Below are 19823 nucleotides of genomic sequence, written 5' to 3' on the forward strand. Positions count from 1 at the left end.
AACGAAGCAATCCCGTAGAAATGCATCTCCGCCAAGTAAGCGAAGAGGTTGCCGCGCTACGCTCGCAATGACATAGTTTAATAATTTGAATAACAATACCATACCATGAAAAAATACATCTATCCTTTAGCTCTTTTACTTGCAACAGCCTCATTAACCCAGGCGCAAACAAAAATATTTGACGGCAAAACGCTCAAAGGCTGGAAACGCCTTGCTGGTACCGCCGATTACAAGGTTGAAGACGGGGCCATTGTGGGCACCACTGTTTTAAACTCTGGCAACACCTTTTTGGTTACCGAAAAAGAATACGGCGATTTTGTTTTAGAGCTGGATGCCAAAATTGAAAGTAAACTGAGCAACTCCGGYGTTCAAACACGCAGTCATTATAACCCGGCCGGCCACGATGGCAAGGGGTTGGTTTATGGGCGACAGTTTGAGATTGATCCGTCTGACCGTAAATGGACAGGCGGTATTTATGACGAAGGCCGTCGCGATTGGCTATACCCGTTGGATTTGAATGCCGCCGCCAAARATGCCTTTAAAGTAGGTGAGTACAACCACATCCGCATTGAGTGTATTGGTAACGAAATGAAAACCTGGGTAAACGGAATCCCGACCGCTGATGTGGTGGATACCATCGACACTAAGGGTTTCATTGCCTTACAGGTTCACGCCGTGAGCGACGAAAAACAAGCCGGTAAAAAAGTATATTTCAAAAACTTTAACCTGCAAACTACCAATCTAAAATCAAAGCCATTTCCTAAAAATGTGTATTTGGTAAACCTGCAACCCAACAGCATCACCGCTGCCGAAAAAGCCGCCGGTTGGAAGTTATTATATGATGGTAAAACCAGTGCCGGCTGGCGTGGTGCAACCCTCAAAACTTTCCCTAACCATGGCTGGGAGGTAGCCAACGGAACCATGCATGTACTGCCATCTGCCGGTAAAGAAGAATCGGGCGGCGGCGATGTAGTTACTGATGACAATTACAGCGCCTTTGACCTTTCTTTTGAGTTTAAACTGACGCCAGGTGCCAATAGCGGGGTTAAATACTTTGTTACCCTGAGTGAAGTAACCACAGGATCGGCTATAGGCCTGGAATACCAGGTATTAGATGATAAGCTGCACCCCGATGCCAAACTTGGCCGGGATGGCGACAGAACGCTGGCTTCATTATATGACCTGATTAAAGCCAACAAACAGGAACGCTTTGTACATCCCATTGGCGCCTGGAACATTGGCAGGGTAGTGGTTTATCCCAACAACCATGTAGAACATTATCTTAATGGTGTAAAAGTACTGGAATACGAACGCGGCTCAAAGGCATTTAAAGACCTGGTTGCCATCAGCAAATACACCATCTGGAAAAACTTTGGCGAAGCCCCTCAAGGACACCTATTACTGCAGGATCACGGTAACGAAGTGTTTTTCAGAAGTATAAAGGTGAAGCCCCTCTAAATCTCCCCTAAAGGGGAGACTTCAAAAAGGAAGCATCGAATAAAAGTTCTCTTAAAAGTCTCCCCCTGAAGGGGGAGATTATTAGCATATGATTTGATTTTTGAAGGAACTAATGAGGGCTTCGCCGTTTAGAGGGGGCTTACAACGAATTCCTCAACGTTACATTAAAAGGAACCGCGAAATGTTCATGGCAATTGCTCAACGCAAACTCTGCTGTTTTGCTGCCCATGAGTTTAAAATCGGTTGATATGGTGGTGATACCATCCAAAATGATCTCCTTAAGGGCGGTCTCGTTGTAAGATATAACGCCCACATCCTTAGCTACTTTCAGGTCGGATGCGATAATCTTCTTTATCAGCTCTACCAGGTCATCTTCGGTAAGGCTGATGTATACTGTATCTTTCTGGATGGTTTCTATTGCCGACGACTCAACTACTTCGTAATCAAACGCGTATTGCCTGCAAAAGTTCAGGAAACCTTTCAGTATCTCTTTAGAATGGTAGGTTTTCCCTGGAAAAATCAGTTTAATGTTATGATACTTAGTTAATTTGTGTGTAAGGCTTTTAAGTGCTTCATAAACATCCGACGCAAAATTTTCATAAATGGCGGCAAACTTGCCGTTTATAGCCGGTACCAGGTTATCTAACAAGATCAGTTTATCCTTGGGGATCGTGTTGATGATCTCGTGAGCCTTGGTCTCATTATCTAAAAAATGGGGGATAATAATGTATTTGGCGTAGTCGCTGTTAAAGCTTTCGGCCATGATCTTTTTAAAAAAGTAAAAGTCGTTATTGTAAATGTAAAAATCGATGGTGGCCAATTCGCCGATAGTGTCTACAAAGGCATCGTAAATCAACTTTTTATGGGCGCTTAACTTGTTGAACAGCAGGAAGATCTTCAATGGTTTCTGAAAATCGGTGTTCGATATAAAAAAACCTTTACCCGGAACTGAACTTACTATCCCTTTGTCTTTCAGTTCTTTATAAACTCTTTCTATGGTATTGCGTGAGGTATCTAAAGCAAAACTTAAATCATTGATAGATGGCAGCATATCATCTTTAACGATATCACCACTTTCGATAGCCCTGATAATGGCGTTTGAAAGCTGCAGGTATTTAGGAGTGATGGAATACTCGTCGATAGATAATATTTTAAGATAGTTCTTCACGCTTTACAATTGGGTTACACAAATGTAATATTACAGGGTTGTATTTTTTGTTTAAAAAGATAGTAGGGGATAGTGGAATGTTTGAACCGGAATTTGTCGAATTGAAGAATTTATTGAATTTCAATAATTCAATAATTCAATAATTCAATAATTCAATAATTCAATAATTTTCTCTATTACCTGTCCTTCCGCTGAAAGCTATAATACAAATACCCCAACGCAGGCAATATAAACATACTGCCAACCAATAAACCAATCCCCAAATCATCTATGGTATTTACGGTCGCGTGGTCTGTCAGCAATGACATCGAACTACCCCCTTTAAATATTACAAACCTTGGGAAACGGGTTGATCCTACCGATATCAGGATCATACTTACCTCGAAAGCGGCTAATAGCCTGATCCATTGCCTGTTCTTTTGTTCGGAGATAATAAACCAAAGCAGTACGAGTGATAAAGTGGCAGCTATTACGGCAACCAAACTAATAACATTACCGAAGATCCATTTGGATAAGCCGACATGCTCAATTTCGGAAGCGATGAAAACCAGCCCGCCGCAGATAACGGCTACTACGTTAAATATTTTTGCCTTTTTGATGTAGCGTTTAATATCATCAATACTGTCCGTTTCTCCCACAATATAAATGGCTGCCAGGAAACCGCAAAGCGCCACAGTAAACAGACCTACAGCCACCGAGAACCAGTTAAACCAGCTGAAAATATAGGCATGAACAAAATCTTTAGCTGCCGGATCAATCTGACCGGATAATGCGCTGCCCGCTATAATACCCAGGAACATTGGCGTAACAAAACTTGAGTAGATAAACAGGTGGTTATAAAGGTTTTGTGTTCGCTCGCCTTTAATAGCATCGTAGTTGCGGAAGGTAAAAGCAGTACCACGCGCAATGATACCTAATAACAAAATAAGAAGCGGGATATGCAGATAGGTACACATCTCRCTGTAAATATCCGGGAAGCCTACAAATAATATTACCACGGTAATGATGAGCCACATGTGGTTAGCTTCCCAGATGGGGCCAATGGCCTGGTACATGGTTTTGCGGGTGCGGTGCTTATTATCATCGGATGTAAAAAGCTCGATGATGCCGGCGCCAAAATCGGCCCCGCCCAATAAAAAGTATAGGGTAATGGACGCAAATAAAAATAATATAACGATGTATAACATAATATCAGCAGGTTATTTGTCGTACAATTTGGGCACCATCTCAATTTGTCTTTTCAGCAGGAAAATAACAAATACGCTCAGGGTGAAGTAAATAAATGTAAACAGGTAAAAAGTATACTGGATGCCCGGCATCTTGGTAACCGCCTCGCTGGTACGCATCACACCCTGGATAATCCACGGCTGGCGGCCAACTTCGGTTACTGTCCAACCGGCCTCTAAGGCTATAAAACCCGTTGGCGTGGCAATAATAAACAGCTTTAAAAACCACGGTTTGTTTAACCATTCTTTCTTCTTCCACAGCGCTATAAAGTATAGGATGCCGATAAACATCATCAAAGTACCAATACCCACCATCACCTGGAAGGCGTAGTGTGTAATGGCAACAGGCGGCTGATCTTTAGCCGGAATTTTATCCAGGCCATTGACAACTGTTTTAAAATCATCATGAACCAAAAAACTCAGCAGGCCGGGTATTTCCAGGCCGTAATTAACTTTTTTAGCAGCCGTATCCGGGATACCGCCAATCACCAGTGGCGCATATTCCTGAGTATGGAAATAAGCTTCCATTGCGGCCAGTTTAGCAGGCTGCCGTTTAGCTGCTCCTTTGGCAGATATATCGCCGCTTAGGGGCTGTAAAATGGCTGCAGCCGCACCAAATACGATGGCTATTTTAAATGATTTGGTATGAAAAGTTACATTCTGTTTCCGGTAGATCATCAGCGCGTGAATGCCCGCCACGGCGAAACCCGTTGCCGAAAAGGCCGCTATCGTCATATGTAATGCTTCAGAAAACCAGGCTTCGTTAAACATGGCTTTTAACGGATCTATATTGAGGTATTTTCCGTTTACATAATCAAAACCCGATGGGCTGTTCATCCAGGAGTTGGCCGCCACTACCAATATGCCCGATGCTATCCCGCTTACGCCCACCACAATGCCCGTAACCCAATGAAACCAGGTGTTCAACTTGTTCCACCCGTACAGGAAAAAGCCCAGGGCTATCGCTTCAATAAAAAAGGCGGTACCTTCCAAAGAAAATGGCATCCCGAAAATAGGCCCGGCGTGTTTCATAAAACCCGGCCAAAGCAGCCCTAACTCAAACGACAACATGGTGCCCGATACTGCACCAGTAGCAAAAAAAATAGCAACGCCTTTACTCCAGGCGATGGTAACGTTTTTGTAAACCGGGTTTTTGGTTTTTATCCATTTATAATGCGATATGGCCATAAAAACAGGCATAACCATACCAATACAGGAGTAGATGATGTGAAACCCTAAGGATAAGGCCATTTGCGACCTCGCTGCTATAAAGTCATCCATAGTTGTGATATAAATTATGGTTGAAAGTTAAAAGCTATATCGCACAAATGTAACAGAAATGTTAATTGATATTGAATATGAATTATAGGTATTTTAAGGTGGAGTATTGTATTTGTGGGTGAGATTTTGTAAAAAAAATCTGTAAATGGTAGCTTTCAAAATATTTTAAAGAGGACAGCACAGGACAGTTTTGGAAATTATTAATGATAGTTTAGATTACCCAAATCTGGCAGGCATTTAAATGGATGCTGCCAACCCTTTATAACCTATAAGCAAAAACAAAATGAATCGCCCCAAAAATATATTATTCACGCCGTTGTTGGCTGTTTTGTTGACGATGGTAAGTTTTTTTTCATCAACGGCCCAGGTAGCGCCCATTTTGCCGCCGGCGCAGCAGCTTAACCGCAGTTTTGGCCAGTATGATAAGGCAGCCTTTATGTCGCCGCCAAAAGTTTACTATCCCGAAACCTGGTTCCATTTAATAGGGGGCAATGTTTCAAAAAAAGGCATCACCGCCGATCTGGAAGCCATTGCAAGGTCGGGAATTTCGGGCATCCAGCTTTTTCACGGGCAGTTCGGCGGGCCATGGCCGGGTGTTAGTCCGCAAATTGCATGTTTGAGCCCGTTATGGGAGGATGCTATACGCCATACCGCACAGGAATGCCGCCGACTGGGTTTGCGCTTTACCATGCAAAATTGCCCCGGATGGGCAATGGCCGGCGGGCCATGGATAACGCCGGCCAACGCCATGCGACATTTAGCCTGGAGTAGAATCGATTTAGCAGGAGGGAAGGGAGTAATAAACATACACCTTGACCAGCCGCAGCCCAGCAGCGAACCCTGGCGCGATTACAGGGATATCACCGTACTGGCATTTCCAACTCCATTAGATGATACCGGAAAACCACTTGTAGCACAAACTGTTAAGGGCAGCAGTAATATTTCATGGGAGGGTTGTTTCCTGAAACAAGCAAAAGAAGCTGTGCGCCTTAAACCGGCAGCCGCAGGCGAACCGTATTGGGCTGAAGTGACCTTTGCCGATACCGTGACCATCCGGACTATCGAATTTCCGAGTGTTAACAGCATGGGGCATGCCTGGAATTATGAGCCCGGCGTAAAAATAAAGGCGCAGGCTATCATGGCCAACGGCAAAGTAATAGATATTTTAAATACCAATATCCCCGAAGGGAACTGGCAGGATACGCAGCCGCTCTCTTTTGCCTGCACGGAAGTAAAAGGTGCTAAAACGATAAAGCTCTACATCGAAAACAAACACGATATGGCCCTCGGCTTCATCCGTTTCTTTTCGGCTGCCCGCAAAAATAGCTGGGAGTCAGAAGCCGGGTGGACCTTGCGCAGCATTGACCGCAGCGGCAAAAAGTACGGGCAATCGCCTAAAAGCTATATCGATCCGGCCCAGATTCGCGATATCACCAACATGATGGATGCGCAAGGCAATTTAAAATGGGCTGCCCCACGCGGTAAATGGACTGTTTTACGCATAGGCCATGTAAACAGCGGCAAGCAAAATGGCCCCGCCCCGGCAGAAGGCACCGGCTGGGAGAGTAATAAACTTTCAGAGGCCGGTGCCAACGCACACTTTGCCGGTTATATCGGCAGGCTATCCGGAGCAAATGGTGTGCTGGGCGATGGCCTGTTAAAAGGCATGCTGATGGACAGCTGGGAGTGCGAAACCCAAACCTGGACACAAAATATGGAACAGGAGTTTAACCGTGTGGAGGCCTACCCGCTGCGCAAATGGATCCCTGCTTTGTTTGGCTATGTGCTGAAAGACCAGGAAACCACGTTCAAATTCCTGCGCGATTGGCGTTCGACCTTGAACGACTTGTATACCAATAAGTTTTATGGACGCATGGCGCAGCTGGCCAAACAAAACAACCTGGCTGTATCGTACGAAACTGCTGCCGGGGATGTTTTTCCGGCTGATATTTTAGAATATTACAAGTTTGCCGATGTACCCATGTGCGAATTCTGGCAGCCTTTTACCAATGGCTACGTAGGCTCTTTTAATTTTAAACCCATTAAACCGGCGGCCTCTGCTGCCCATATTTACGGCAAACCCCGGCTGGGTGCCGAAGCATTTACCTCCTTCGCGCTAACCTGGGATGAGCACTGGCAGGATTTAAAGGAAGTGGCCAACGTGAACATTGTTGAAGGCGTAACACACCTGGTATACCATACCTACACACATAATCCCAAAGCCGATTCGCTGAAACCCGGTACCTCATTTGGGTCGGGCATAGGTACCCCGTTCCTGAGGCAGCAAACCTGGTGGAACGATATGCCACAGTTGAACGGATATTTTGCGCGTATTAGTTATTTACAGGAGCGTGGCAGGCCTGTGTCAGATGTGCTTTGGTATCTGGGCGACGAGATAGATCATAAACCCGATCAAAACGCGCCCTTTCCCGAGGGTTTTAAATATGATTATTGTAACCCCGATGTTTTGCTGAACAGGCTTACTGTGGCAAACGGCATGCTGGTAACGCCCGAAGGGATAAGCTACAGGGTGTTATGGTTGCCATCAACCATCCATATGCTGCCACAAACATTAGAAAAACTGGAGGCATTGATCCGTGCCGGGGCAACAATTATTGGCGATGCCCCACAATACCTGGCAACACTAAGCGGCGGCCAAAAATCGCAAGTCCGTTTTAATACAGCCGTGACAAACATTTGGGGCAACGGGCGAACAACAGGCATACGCAAGCTTGGTAAAGGTACTTTAATATCAGGAACTTCGCTGGCCGATGCCTTACAGCAAATGCAATTAACGCCGGATGTTACCGGCGGGGAAGCCATCTGGACACACCGCAAGACAGAAGGTGCCGACTGGTATTTCATATGCGCGCCAAAAGGAAAAGCATTTAAGGGCACGCTTGTTTTCCGCAATACAGGTGCTGCCGAAATGTGGGATCCCCTTAACGGCACAACCAGGGCCGTAGCTGCCGAACAAAAACAAGGTCGTACAACTGTAACTTTTGATTTGCCACAGGCGGGCTCGTGTTTTGTGGTTTTTAATCATACCCCGCAACAAAACGCCGCAAATAAACCCGTCCAAACAAAAGTAATTGCCACCACCAGCCTCACTGCTCCATGGGAACTATCTTTCCCGGAAGGATGGGGCGCGCCGCAATCAACCCGGATCAATGAATTAAAACCCTGGAAAGATCTGGACCTATCGCCCGAGGCAAAAGCGTTTTCGGGCACGGCCGCGTATACCACCACGTTTGCCATTGATAAAATTGAACCCGGTGCGCATTTTTTGATTAACCTTGGCTCGGTAAATATGATAGCTAAAGTTACCCTGAACGGAAAGTTTATCGGTACCGTATGGTGCAATCCTTACCAGCTGGATTTAACCAATGCAATTGTTGCCGGTAAAAACTCGCTTAAAGTGGAAGTAACCAGTACGTGGTTCAACCGTTTGGCCTATGATGCCGGGTTACCGGAAGATAAAAGAAAAACCTGGACGATTAGCGGGCCGGAAAAGGGTTCGCCGTTGAGGGAAAGCGGGTTGATTGGCCCGGTGACGTTGGTGGTGGAGAAGGGGTTGTAGATCTAAATGTGTACACTTCTTTTCAATTGAAGAAAATGTCATTTCGATAGAGCAGGGGAGGGCAAAGAGCGGGACGCGAAAGAGAAATCCTATACGATTTGCATCCCACCACGCAAGTTTGAAAGCCTGATGTCGAAGATTTCTCCTCACCCCACCGCTTAAATCCACCTCTGATTCGTTCGAAATGACAACTTTTTTGATGATGATGAGTTCCAAAAGGATGTACGCCCCGGGTGGGTAGTGGGTGCAATTTTAAACTCCTCAGCTTATCCTTACTTGGCTCAAGTCGGGTTACCGTAAGTAACATTATGGTAACTTTTTATATTATATTTGTACAAATGATGATACAATGCCCGAAGTAATTATAAAATATAAAACAGAAAAAGCTTTAAAGGCCTTACAGGACCTGGCAAAACTATTTGACATGAGTATTAAAACGTCGTCAACCGGTTCTGCGATTAAGGAAAAATCAAAATCTAAAGATTTGCCAATAACTTTTGCAGAAAACCCCGATGTTACCACTCTGGCTGGTATTTGGGAAGGAAAGGATATCACATTAGAACAGTTACGTAAAGATGCCTGGGGGGATAGGGTGTCCTAATATGTAAAGCATATAACGTGTTTACTAAAACCAGCTTTTAAGTTCACCCGTCATTTTGTCCTCTTCTGGTTGTATTACTTTACCGCATATTAAATCATCAATTCCTGCGGCAATGCTGGTAGCTACAGTTTCGTGTCTTATAAAACTGATAATCCAATTGGCTCCGCATAACCACAAAAACGCGGCAATGCCTACCCACCAGGGACCGCCACTTACCAACGAAAAAACGCCCATAATAGTTGAGGCTATGGTTGTGAAAACAAAAAGCTCACTCATATTGATCTTATAATTCAACCACCATGTATCATCTTTATAAATTAAATTAAAAACACCGTCGTCAACACTTCCGAATAAAGATCCTCTCCTGGCAGATGTCGAACCTTTATAGGTTACATGTATATCATCTGCAATAATGTTGTTGGCTTTATCCTCCAATATACTGTTCATTATATATTGCAGCACCTGTTGTTGGTTATCGGGTGTTATTGTTGCTTTTAATCGCCTGTTATAGCTTACGCTGAATGGGAAAATCATATCTAATGATCTGTTAAATAAAGATAACAGGATAATTTGACAGTAAATAATCAAAAACCTGGGGCAAGCATTACAATCTGATCATTGACACTTTCATCTGGTTTGATGAAGAAAATAAATTTGCTTTTTTACCCCTTCCCATTCCTCGCCGTCGACCCCCTGATAATCAATTCAGGTTTTATGCTGATGATTTTTGGCTTGGATGTGGTATCGGTATTGCCTTTTTCCTGGAAGTACAGGTTGGCAACCGTGTTGCCCATATAAATACTAAACTGATCTATCGTAGTTATGGATGGGCTGGTAATTTCCGAGAATCCTTCGTTGGCGTAGCCGCAAACGCCTAACGCTGATGGCACTTTAATCTTCATCGCGTTAGCAACCTCCAAAACACCCAGGGCCGAGAAATCGGAGGTAGAGGCAAATATGGCATCGGGAGGCTGGGGGAGGCTTAATAGTTTGCGGGTACCTTCGGCGCCCAGTTCTTTTGTCCAGGCGTTTTCAACTATCAGTTCGTTAATTACTTCAATGTTATAAGCATTTAAAGCCCGCAGGTAGCCGGTTTTACGCTGTTTAAAAATGCTGAGGTTTTGTGGGCCTTCCAGCAGTGCTATGCGTTTGTAGCCGCTTTCTATCAGGTGCGATACGGCTTCGTATGATGCCTGTTCGTTATCGTTTATAACTTTAAGGGTTTCTAATTCTTCGGCCACACGGTCAAACTGGATGAGCTGGATGCCGTGGTCAATCACGTTTTGCAGGTGCTGGTAGTCGCTGCCATCGGCCGATACCGATATTACTATGCAATCCACATCCTGGTTTATCAGTGTGTTCACGCACTGAATCTCTTTATCGTGCGATTCGCCCGATTGGCAGATGATCAGGTTGTAGCCTTTTTGATAGGTTGCTTCCTCGATACCTGCAATAACGTTGGCAAAAAAGTTTTGGTTAATGCGCGGCACCACAATGCCAATAGTTTTGGAGTGCCCCTTGCGCAGGTTTGATGCCAGGATGTTACGCTTGTAGTTAAGTTCATCGGCTGTTTTCATGATCAGCTCCTTGGTTTTTTCGTTTACCTGGTTGCTGTTATTCAATGCGCGAGACACCGACGAAGCGGTTATGCCCAGTTTTTCGGCGATGTCATAAATGGTGGTGCGTTTTCCCTTTTTCATTATAAAGTGCAAGTTGGAAAAAATATTTTACGCAATCGATTGTAATTTTAAATATTTATTTAATTTCGTGAAGTTAAATGCCAAAAAATAAACCCGTTTTTACTATTCATGCTAAAACCCAAAACAAATCCATGTTATTATTAGGGATTGATATAGGTACTTCTTCAGTTAAAGTTAGTGTTGTTAACGCTGATACGCAACAAATTATAACGTCAGCACAGTTTCCGGACGAGGAATCGCCGATAAAAGCCGTACACCCGGGATGGGCCGAGCAATCGCCGCTCATGTGGTGGGACCAGGCGCAACAGGCACTGGCGCGCTGCCACGCCAAAGGTGGTTACAACTCACAGGATATTGCCGCCATAGGTATAGCTTACCAGATGCACGGCCTGGTTTTGGTTGATAAAAACCAGAATGTTTTACGCGATAGCATTATCTGGTGCGATAGCCGCGCCGTTGATATTGGCGATAAAGCCTTTGCCGCCATAGGTGAAGAAAAATGCTTATCGCACCTGCTAAACTCGCCGGGCAACTTTACCGCATCCAAACTGGCCTGGGTAAAAGAGAATGAGCCGGAGATTTATGCTAAAATAGACAAGATCATGCTGCCCGGCGATTACATCGCCATGAAGCTAACCGGCGAGATCACCACTTCGGTATCGGCTTTATCCGAAGGGGTATTCTTCGATTTTAAAACCAACGGCATCTCTAAAGATGTTATCAATTACTTTGGTTTTGATGAAAGCTTGTTCCCGGTTATCAACCCGGTTTTTTCATCTCACGGAGCCTTAAAAAGCGATGTAGCCGAAAAACTTGGCCTTAAAGCCGGCATCCCGGTAACCTATAAATCAGGCGATCAGCCAAATAATGCTTTATCATTAAATGTATTAAACCCGGGCGAGGTAGCTGCTACGGCAGGCACATCCGGCGTAATATACGGCGTAAGCGATCAATTGGCTTATGACCAGCAATCGCGCATCAACACCTTTGCACACGTAAACTACGCCGAAGAGGAGAAACGTTTAGGCGTATTGCTTTGCATTAACGGAACGGGAAGCTTATACCGCTGGGCCAAATACAATTTTGGCGCAGGCTTAGGTTACAATCAACTTAACCAGGAAGCAAAAAAAGCGCCCCTGGGCAGCGATGGCCTGCGCGTACTGCCATTTGGCAACGGTGCCGAGCGCATGCTGAACAATAAACAGGTAGGCGCCCATTTCCAAAATATCGACCTGAACCTGCATACCCAGGCGCATATTTTCCGCGCAGTACAGGAGGGCATTGCCTGCGCGTTCCGTTATGGTTTTGATATCATGCGCAGCAACGGCATGAACCCAACAGTTATCCGTGCCGGCAAAAGCAACTTGTTTTTAAGCGAGCTATTTACCGAAACTTTCGTGAATGCCACTGGTGTTCCCGTTGAACTATACAATAACGACGGCAGCGTAGGCGCGGCCTTAGGCGCAGGGATAGGTGCAGGCATCTTCAAATCGCCGTCAGAAGCATTCAGCAACACCAAAGCCATCCAATTAATAGAGCCGGATCTTTCCGTTGATTTTGAACCTATTTATAATGAGTGGAAAGAGCTACTTGAGATTAGGTTAAAGGCGAAAGGTTAAAGGACAAAGGCAAAAGGACAAAGGGTTAAAAGCGAAAGGTCGGAGCCGACCGGTTAAAACAGAAGAAATTCAATAATTCAATAACTCAGTAATTCAATAATTAAACAATCAGTAATTCACTAATTAAACAATATGAAAATCATCACAGGCGAAAAGGAATTTTTCAAAGGAATAGGGCAGATAGCTTACGAAGGGCAGGAATCAGATAACCCGCTGGCGTTTCGCTGGTATGATGCCAACAGGGTAGTGGCCGGTAAAACCATGGCCGAGCATTTGCGTTTTGCCTGCGCTTACTGGCATTCATTTAATGGTAACGGCGCCGATCCGTTTGGCGGACCAACCCACATTTTTGCTTGGGACGAAAAAGCCGACGCTGTAGAACGCGCTAAAGACAAAATGGATGCAGCGTTTGAGTTTATCACCAAAATGAATATCCCTTACTACTGTTTCCATGATGTAGACGTGGTAGATTACACCAACGATGTAAACGAAAACGACCGCCGCATCCAGGCTTTGGTTGAATATGCCAAACAAAAACAAGCCGAAAGCGGTGTTAAATTGCTTTGGGGAACATCAAACCTGTTTAGCCACCGCAGGTATATGAACGGTGCCGCTACCAATCCCGATTTTCATGTACTGGCCCACGCTGGTGCACAGGTTAAAGCGGCAATTGATGCAACTATCGCTTTAGGCGGCGAAAACTATGTTTTCTGGGGTGGTCGCGAAGGTTACATGAGCCTGCTTAATACCGATATGAAACGTGAGCAGGAACATTTTGCTAAATTTTTACATACCGCTAAAGATTACGCGCGCAAACAGGGCTTTAAAGGAAACTTCTTTATCGAACCAAAACCTTGCGAGCCTACCAAGCACCAGTATGACTATGATGCGGCTACTGTTTTCGGCTTTTTGCAGAAATACGATTTGCTGAATGACTTTAAATTGAACCTGGAAGTTAACCACGCTACATTGGCCGGCCACACTTTCCAGCACGAATTACAGGTAGCTGCCGATTCGGGTTTATTAGGTTCGATAGATGCCAACCGTGGCGATACCCAAAACGGATGGGATACCGATCAGTTCCCGAACGACATTAACGAGATCACCGAATCGATGATGATTATCCTGGAGGCAGGTGGTTTACAAGGTGGTGGTATTAACTTTGATGCCAAAATTCGCCGTAACTCAACCGATCAGGCCGACTTATTCTACGCCCATATTGGTGGCATGGATATCTTCGCCCGCGCCCTGGTAATAGCTGATAATATTTTGCAAAAATCGGAGTATAAAAAGATCCGTACCGACAGATATGCCTCATTTGATGCAGGTTCGGGAAAAGATTTTGAGGATGGTAAGTTATCGTTAGAAGATTTGCGTAACTATGCAATAACCAATGGTGAGCCAAAAACATTAAGCGGCCGACAAGAATATTTAGAAAATTTGATAAATCGCTATATATAGCTTATAATTGTCAATCTAACATTATTAAAACCAACTTAACCAAACAATGAACCTGAAAACCCTCTCGTACGGCGATTATGCTGTATTTTTTATCTACTTTGTTATAGTATCCAGCTATGGCTATTGGGTATACAAGCGTAAGCATAATGCCGACGCGACCTCGAAAGACTATTTTTTGGCCGAAGGGTCGCTTACCTGGTGGGCAATCGGTGCTTCATTAATCGCCTCCAATATCTCTGCCGAGCAGTTTATCGGCACCAGCGGATCGGCGTTTAAGATGGGTTTGGCTATATCAACCTACGAGTGGATGGCAGCAATTACGCTGATCATTGTGGCGGTGTTTTTTATACCGGTGTATCTTAAAAATAAGATCTTCACCATGCCGCAGTTTTTGCATCAGCGCTATAACGGCACGGTGGCCATGATCATGGCTATCTTCTGGCTGTTGCTGTACATTGTGGTTAACTTAATGTCTATCCTTTACCTGGGTGCGTTAGCTATCAGCGGTATCTCGGGCCTTGATATTCACTTGTGTATCTGGCTGCTGGCTATATTCTCGGTAGTTATTACACTGGGAGGTATGAAGGTTATTGGTTATACCGATGTTATCCAGGTTGCTGTGCTTATTTTAGGAGGATTAATGGCCTCATACCTTGCATTAACGCTTCTAAGCGAAAAAGAAGGTACAACAGGTTTATTAAATGGTTTCAAAATTCTGCATACCGAAGCTACAGATCACTTTCACATGATATTTAAGAAAGATAATCCAAACTATATGGATCTGCCGGGTTTATCGGTGCTGATAGGCGGTATGTGGATTACTAACCTTAACTATTGGGGTTGTAACCAGTACATTACGCAAAGGGCTTTGGGTGCAAACCTTAAAACCGCGCGTGGCGGTATCCTGTTTGCGGCTTTCCTTAAGTTGCTGATGCCGGTTATTGTAGTATTGCCAGGTATAGCTGCTTATCTGTTGTATCAAAAAGGCATGTTCCACCAGGAAATGATGAGCTCATCGGGCGTTATGGATCCTAATAAGGCTTACCCTTCACTGTTAAATTTATTGCCAACCGGGCTAAAAGGTCTTTCATTTGCCGCTTTAACAGCCGCTATTGTAGCTTCGTTAGCCGGTAAAGCAAATAGTATTGCTACCATCTTTACTTTAGATATCTACAAAAAAGCTATTAACCCTGGTGCAACCGACAAAAAACTGGTAAGCTTAGGAAAATGGAGTGTTGTTGTGGCCATGGTATTGGGTATTCTTTTGTCCGAGCTTATTGGTAAAGCATTAATGGGCGAAGGTAAACAAGGCTTCCAGTACATACAGGAATATACAGGCTTTGTATCGCCGGGAATTTTTGCCATGTTTATCCTTGGCTTCTTCTGGAAAAAGGCTACTTCAAACGCGGCCCTGTTTGCAACCATCGGTGGTTTCATTCTGTCGTGTTTCTTTAAATTGTTACCTCGTTTTGCCGATCTGAGCTTCCTGTCGCCGTACGGTTTCTCGAAACTGGCTTTACAGGACGATAAAGTGACCCAACTGTATGAAATCCCTTTCCTTGATCGTATGGGTTTTGTATTCATCATTTGCGTTATTGGTATGTATATCATTTCAAAAATTGACCAGGCAAGAGGTATCACTACTAACGGACTGGAAATTGATGCATCTATGTTTAAAACTTCAAGAGGCTTTTTGGCCGGTGCGGTAATCATTACCGGCATCGTGGTTGCGCTTTACTCTGTTTTCTGGTAGTGGCCAATTTTGTTGAAATATTTAACGAGCGGCGGGTTTTACCTGCCGCTCTTTTTTTTAACCGGTTTCTGAAAATAAAGTTAAAGCTGAAAATCAGAACCCTCTCCTTTGGAGAGGGCAGGGTGAGGCTCCGCAATCGTTATCGTAGATTGTTGCAAATATCGTTTCCATCCTAAACTAATGATGTGTAATTTGCCCGTTCAAACTACAATACCATTAACCTATAGTGAATAATTTAGAAGAAACATTCCGGTGGTTTGGCCCTGCCGATCCGGTTACACTAACAGCAATTTCGCAATCCGGGGCTACCGGCGTTGTTACAGCACTTTACCACATCCCAGTTGGCGAGGTTTGGAGTTTGGATGAAATCATCCAGCGTAAAAATATAATTGAGTCGGCCGGTTTACGGTGGTCGGTTGTAGAGAGCGTAAACATTCATGAAAGTATAAAAACCGCCGGCGCCGATAGGGGTACATACATCCAAAACTATGTAGCTACGCTTCAAAACCTGGCGCAGGCAGGCATCAATATTGTTTGTTACAACTTTATGCCCGTGCTTGATTGGACGCGTACCGACCTGGATTACCTGCTGGCCAACAAAGCAACTGCTTTAAGGTATGATGCTAAAGCTTTAGCCGCTTTTGATTTGTATATCCTGGAGCGCCTTGGTGCCCGCGATGATTACAGCGCTGCCCAACAGCAGGTTGCCAAACAATACCTGGACAATATTGCTGCCGAAGAACGCACGCAGCTGATCAATAACCTGATGGCTGGGTTACCAGGCACCAACAAAACACTAACCATTCCCGAATTTAAGGAGCACCTGAAGCGCTACGCGGATGTTGACGCCGCGGGTTTAAAGGAAAACCTTGCATACTTTTTAAGGGGCATTATACCGGCGGCCGAAAAAGCAGGCGTTAAAATGTGCATCCACCCGGACGATCCTCCCTTCCCGATACTGGGTTTACCAAGAGTGGTATCTACCGAGCAGGATTTGGCCGATCTGGTTAACTATTACCCTTCGCCCAGCAATGGCATCACTTTTTGTACTGGGTCATTAGGGGCAAGGGCCGATAATGATTTGCCGGGAATTGTTGAACGTTTAGGCGAACATATCCACTTCCTGCACTTGCGCAATGTGCAGCGCGAGGCTGATGGCAGCTTTTACGAGGCCGAGCATTTGGGCGGCAGTACCGATATGTATGCCGTGATGAAAAATATTGTATTGGAGCAACAAAAACGTGTGGCCGATGGGCGTAATGATATTGCCATACCCATGCGCCCCGATCATGGACATAAACTGTTGGACGATTTTAACCACAAAACTTACCACGGCTACTCGGCTATAGGCAGGCTGAAAGGGCTTGCCGAGTTACGGGGGCTTGAAATGGGCGTTAAACGCTCTTTATTGGATAAAGCATAACCTACTATTGATGAAAAACTTTTTAGATAAAGACTTTTTATTAACTACCCAAACCGCGCGGCACCTGTACCATGAATATGCCGCGGATTTGCCTATTATTGATTACCATAGCCATTTGCCGCCCGACCAGATTGCCGGCGATATCAACTTTGAAAACATAACCCAGGTATGGCTCAACGGCGACCACTATAAATGGCGGGCCATGCGTGCCAACGGCGTTGATGAGGATTACATTACCGGGACGAAAACCGACCTGGAAAAATTTGAACAATGGGCGGCTACCGTACCCTATACACTGCGCAACCCCCTTTACCACTGGACACACCTTGAACTGCAACGATATTTTGATATTCACGACCTGCTGTCGCCGGTTACGGCCCGGCAGATTTATGACGAGTGCAGCAAAAAACTCCAATCGCCGGCGTATAGTATCCGCAATATCATCAAAAGCAAAAATGTTGAGGTAATTTGCACTACCGACGATCCGCTTGACAATCTGGCTTATCATCAAAAAATAAAAGCCGATGGTTACGAAGTACAGGTGTTGCCAACTTTCCGGCCGGATAAGGCAATGAATGCCGATGATTTGGTAGGATTAAACCTGTACATTGATAAACTGCAGGCAGTAGCAGGCACCGCTATCAATACCATTGATGCTTATTTATGGGCTTTAAAAGGCCGCCACGATTATTTTGCGGCAAACGGAGGCCGTTTATCCGACCATGGTTTGGAGCAGGTATATGCCGAAGATTATACCGATGCTGAAATAGCCGATATCTTTATCAAGATAAGGAGCAACCAGTCTCTGGATGCAACCGAGGTATTGCAATTTAAATCGGCCATGCTGTATCATTTTGCTTTGTGGAACCACGAAAAAGGCTGGGTAATGCAGTTGCACCTGGGTGCCTTGCGCAATAACAACGCCCGCGGATTAAGCGAGCTTGGGCCTGATACCGGCTGGGATTCAATAGGTGATTTTTCGCAGGGCAGGGCTTTGTCTAAATTCCTGAACCGGTTGGATACAACCAATCAGCTTAGTAAAACTATCCTGTATAACTTAAACCCTGCCGATAACGAATTGATGGCATCCATGACGGGTAATTTTAACGATGGTTCGGTAGCCGGTAAAATCCAGTTTGGCTCGGCCTGGTGGTTTTTGGATCAAAAGGACGGCATGACCAAACAGATAAATGCACTATCCAACATAGGCTTGCTCAGCAGGCTGGTAGGGATGCTTACCGATTCGCGCAGCTTCTTATCTTTCCCAAGGCACGAGTATTTCCGCAGGCTGGTTTGTAACCTGTTTGGCGATGATATCGAAAATGGCGAGTTGCCAAACGATATCGCATGGACAGGTAAGATAGTGCAGGATATTTGTTATTACAACGCGAAGAATTACTTTAATTTCGATCAGAGCAAATGAGTGCACCATTTGAGATAACAGCACCAAAAGGCCGCATCCTTTCATTCGGAGAACTGCTTTTGCGGATATGCCCCGATGCAGGTGGTCAATGGCTGAACGATAACCAGCTGCCATTTTTTATAGGCGGTGCCGAACTGAATGTAGCGGGCGCACTGGCGCTTTGGCAATTACCATCGGCATATTTTACGGCCCTGCCGGATAACGCCCTGTCGGCCCAGATAATTGATCACCTGGAGGCAAAAAAGGTTGATACTTCGCCCATACTTAAGCAGGGCGATAGGATAGGGTTGTATTATTTAACCCAGGGTAAGGATGTTAAAAACAACGCCCTTATTTATGACCGTGCCGGCTCGGCATTTGCCACGTTAAAGCCCGGACACGTTAACTGGAACGAGGTTTTGGATGGCGTAAGCTGGTTCCATTTCAGCGCCATATGCCCGGCCATAAGCCAGGATGTGGCCGATGTTTGCCTGGAAGTGCTGGAAGCTGCTTMGGCAAAAGGAATCACCATTTCTGTTGATTTAAATTACCGTTCAAGATTGTGGAAATACGGCAAACAACCGGTTGATATAATGCCACAGCTTGTAAAATATGCCGATTTGGTAATGGGTAATGTTTGGGCCGCCGAGTTGATGCTCGACATCCCGGTAGCGCCGGATATCCATGAATCGGGACAAAAAAGCATTTACCTGAAAGAGGCACTAAAAACATCGGAAACCATCATGGCTCAATACCCCAAATGCAAGGCGGTAGCCAATACTTTCAGGTTTGATGCCGGCGAGGGTATTAACTACTATACGGCCTTATATACCGGCGATAAACTATACAACTCCAGCCAGTATGAAACCGACAAAGTGGTTGACAAAGTTGGCAGTGGCGATTGCTTTATGGCCGGGCTTATTTATGGTTTTTACAATAACGTTGGGCCGCAACAAACATTACAGTTTGCAACGGCCGCCGCATACACCAAACTGTTTATTGAGGGCGATGCCACCACTAAAACGGTTGAAGAAATTATTAATGTCATCTCAATTTCGAAATGACGGATAGTTTTGAGTCTTAAGTTCTAAGTCAAAAGTGACAAATTAGATTTTGGACTTAAGACTCTCGACTTAGAACTCAAGACTCAG

General features: G+C 44.9%; 14 protein-coding genes. 9 read left to right on the forward strand and 5 right to left on the reverse strand.

The genetic code is table 11. The features are described from left to right. Positions 1-105 precede the first annotated feature (105 nt). The gene (locus AC1DV1_RS22500; RefSeq protein ID WP_477363767.1) at positions 106-1458 is read left to right on the forward strand and encodes a 3-keto-disaccharide hydrolase; all 1353 of its coding nucleotides are present in this window, start codon (positions 106-108) and stop codon (positions 1456-1458) included. Between the two features lie 139 nt (positions 1459-1597). Here AC1DV1_RS22500 and AC1DV1_RS22505 read toward each other — a convergent pair whose 3' ends face one another. The 3 genes from AC1DV1_RS22505 to AC1DV1_RS22515 all read right to left on the reverse strand — a co-directional run bounded on the left by AC1DV1_RS22505 (position 1598) and on the right by AC1DV1_RS22515 (position 5133). After that, a complete protein-coding gene (locus AC1DV1_RS22505; protein WP_477363771.1) occupies positions 1598-2626 on the reverse strand; it encodes a GntR family transcriptional regulator in 1029 nt (342 codons plus the stop codon). Between the two features lie 176 nt (positions 2627-2802). Beyond that, positions 2803-3813, reverse strand: a complete 1011-nt coding sequence (locus tag AC1DV1_RS22510) for a cytochrome d ubiquinol oxidase subunit II (RefSeq protein WP_477363774.1) — start codon at positions 3811-3813, stop codon at positions 2803-2805. A gap of 12 nt (positions 3814-3825) precedes the next feature. Then, positions 3826-5133, reverse strand: a complete 1308-nt coding sequence (locus AC1DV1_RS22515; protein ID WP_477363777.1) for a cytochrome ubiquinol oxidase subunit I — start codon at positions 5131-5133, stop codon at positions 3826-3828. A gap of 283 nt (positions 5134-5416) precedes the next feature. Here AC1DV1_RS22515 and AC1DV1_RS22520 point away from each other — a divergent pair, with 283 nt between their 5' ends. Together AC1DV1_RS22520 and AC1DV1_RS22525 are read left to right on the forward strand one after the other, a co-directional pair. Next, a complete protein-coding gene (locus AC1DV1_RS22520; protein WP_477363780.1) occupies positions 5417-8713 on the forward strand; it encodes a glycosyl hydrolase in 3297 nt (1098 codons plus the stop codon). A 349-nt stretch (positions 8714-9062) separates the two neighbouring features. Further along, a complete protein-coding gene (locus AC1DV1_RS22525) occupies positions 9063-9314 on the forward strand; it encodes a hypothetical protein (protein ID WP_477363783.1) in 252 nt (83 codons plus the stop codon). Between the two features lie 24 nt (positions 9315-9338). Here the strand turns inward: AC1DV1_RS22525 and AC1DV1_RS22530 are convergent, their stop codons facing one another. Together AC1DV1_RS22530 and AC1DV1_RS22535 are read right to left on the reverse strand one after the other, a co-directional pair. Continuing rightward, positions 9339-9848 carry a hypothetical protein gene (locus AC1DV1_RS22530; protein ID WP_477363786.1) on the reverse strand — a complete coding sequence of 170 codons (510 nt, stop codon included), beginning with the start codon at positions 9846-9848 and terminating at the stop codon, positions 9339-9341. A gap of 128 nt (positions 9849-9976) precedes the next feature. Then, entirely contained in the window at positions 9977-11014 is a 1038-nt protein-coding gene (locus tag AC1DV1_RS22535) for a LacI family DNA-binding transcriptional regulator (RefSeq protein ID WP_477363789.1), read from the reverse strand. Between the two features lie 131 nt (positions 11015-11145). On the opposite strand from AC1DV1_RS22535, the gene AC1DV1_RS22540 reads away from it, so the two are divergent. The 6 genes from AC1DV1_RS22540 to AC1DV1_RS22565 all read left to right on the forward strand — a co-directional run bounded on the left by AC1DV1_RS22540 (position 11146) and on the right by AC1DV1_RS22565 (position 19736). After that, positions 11146-12633, forward strand: a complete 1488-nt coding sequence (locus AC1DV1_RS22540; RefSeq protein WP_477363893.1) for a xylulokinase — start codon at positions 11146-11148, stop codon at positions 12631-12633. 132 nt (positions 12634-12765) lie between these two features. Then, positions 12766-14094 (forward strand): xylose isomerase, encoded by a 1329-nt coding sequence (gene xylA / locus AC1DV1_RS22545; RefSeq protein WP_477363792.1) that lies wholly within the window; start codon positions 12766-12768, stop codon positions 14092-14094. Between the two features lie 52 nt (positions 14095-14146). Continuing rightward, complete coding sequence (locus AC1DV1_RS22550) at positions 14147-15847, forward strand: sodium/sugar symporter (protein WP_477363896.1); 1701 nt, start codon at positions 14147-14149, stop codon at positions 15845-15847. 226 nt (positions 15848-16073) lie between these two features. After that, positions 16074-17270: a mannonate dehydratase gene (uxuA, locus tag AC1DV1_RS22555; RefSeq protein WP_477363795.1), complete on the forward strand. Its 1197-nt coding sequence runs from the start codon at positions 16074-16076 to the stop codon at positions 17268-17270. 10 nt (positions 17271-17280) lie between these two features. Next, entirely contained in the window at positions 17281-18693 is a 1413-nt protein-coding gene (gene uxaC, locus AC1DV1_RS22560) for a glucuronate isomerase (protein ID WP_477363798.1), read from the forward strand. Next, the gene (locus AC1DV1_RS22565; protein WP_477363801.1) at positions 18690-19736 is read left to right on the forward strand and encodes a PfkB family carbohydrate kinase; all 1047 of its coding nucleotides are present in this window, start codon (positions 18690-18692) and stop codon (positions 19734-19736) included. Before uxaC ends, AC1DV1_RS22565 begins: the two co-directional genes overlap by 4 nt. The last annotated feature ends 87 nt before the right edge of the window (positions 19737-19823 follow it).

The organism is Mucilaginibacter sp. P4_D1 (assembly GCF_056401935.1).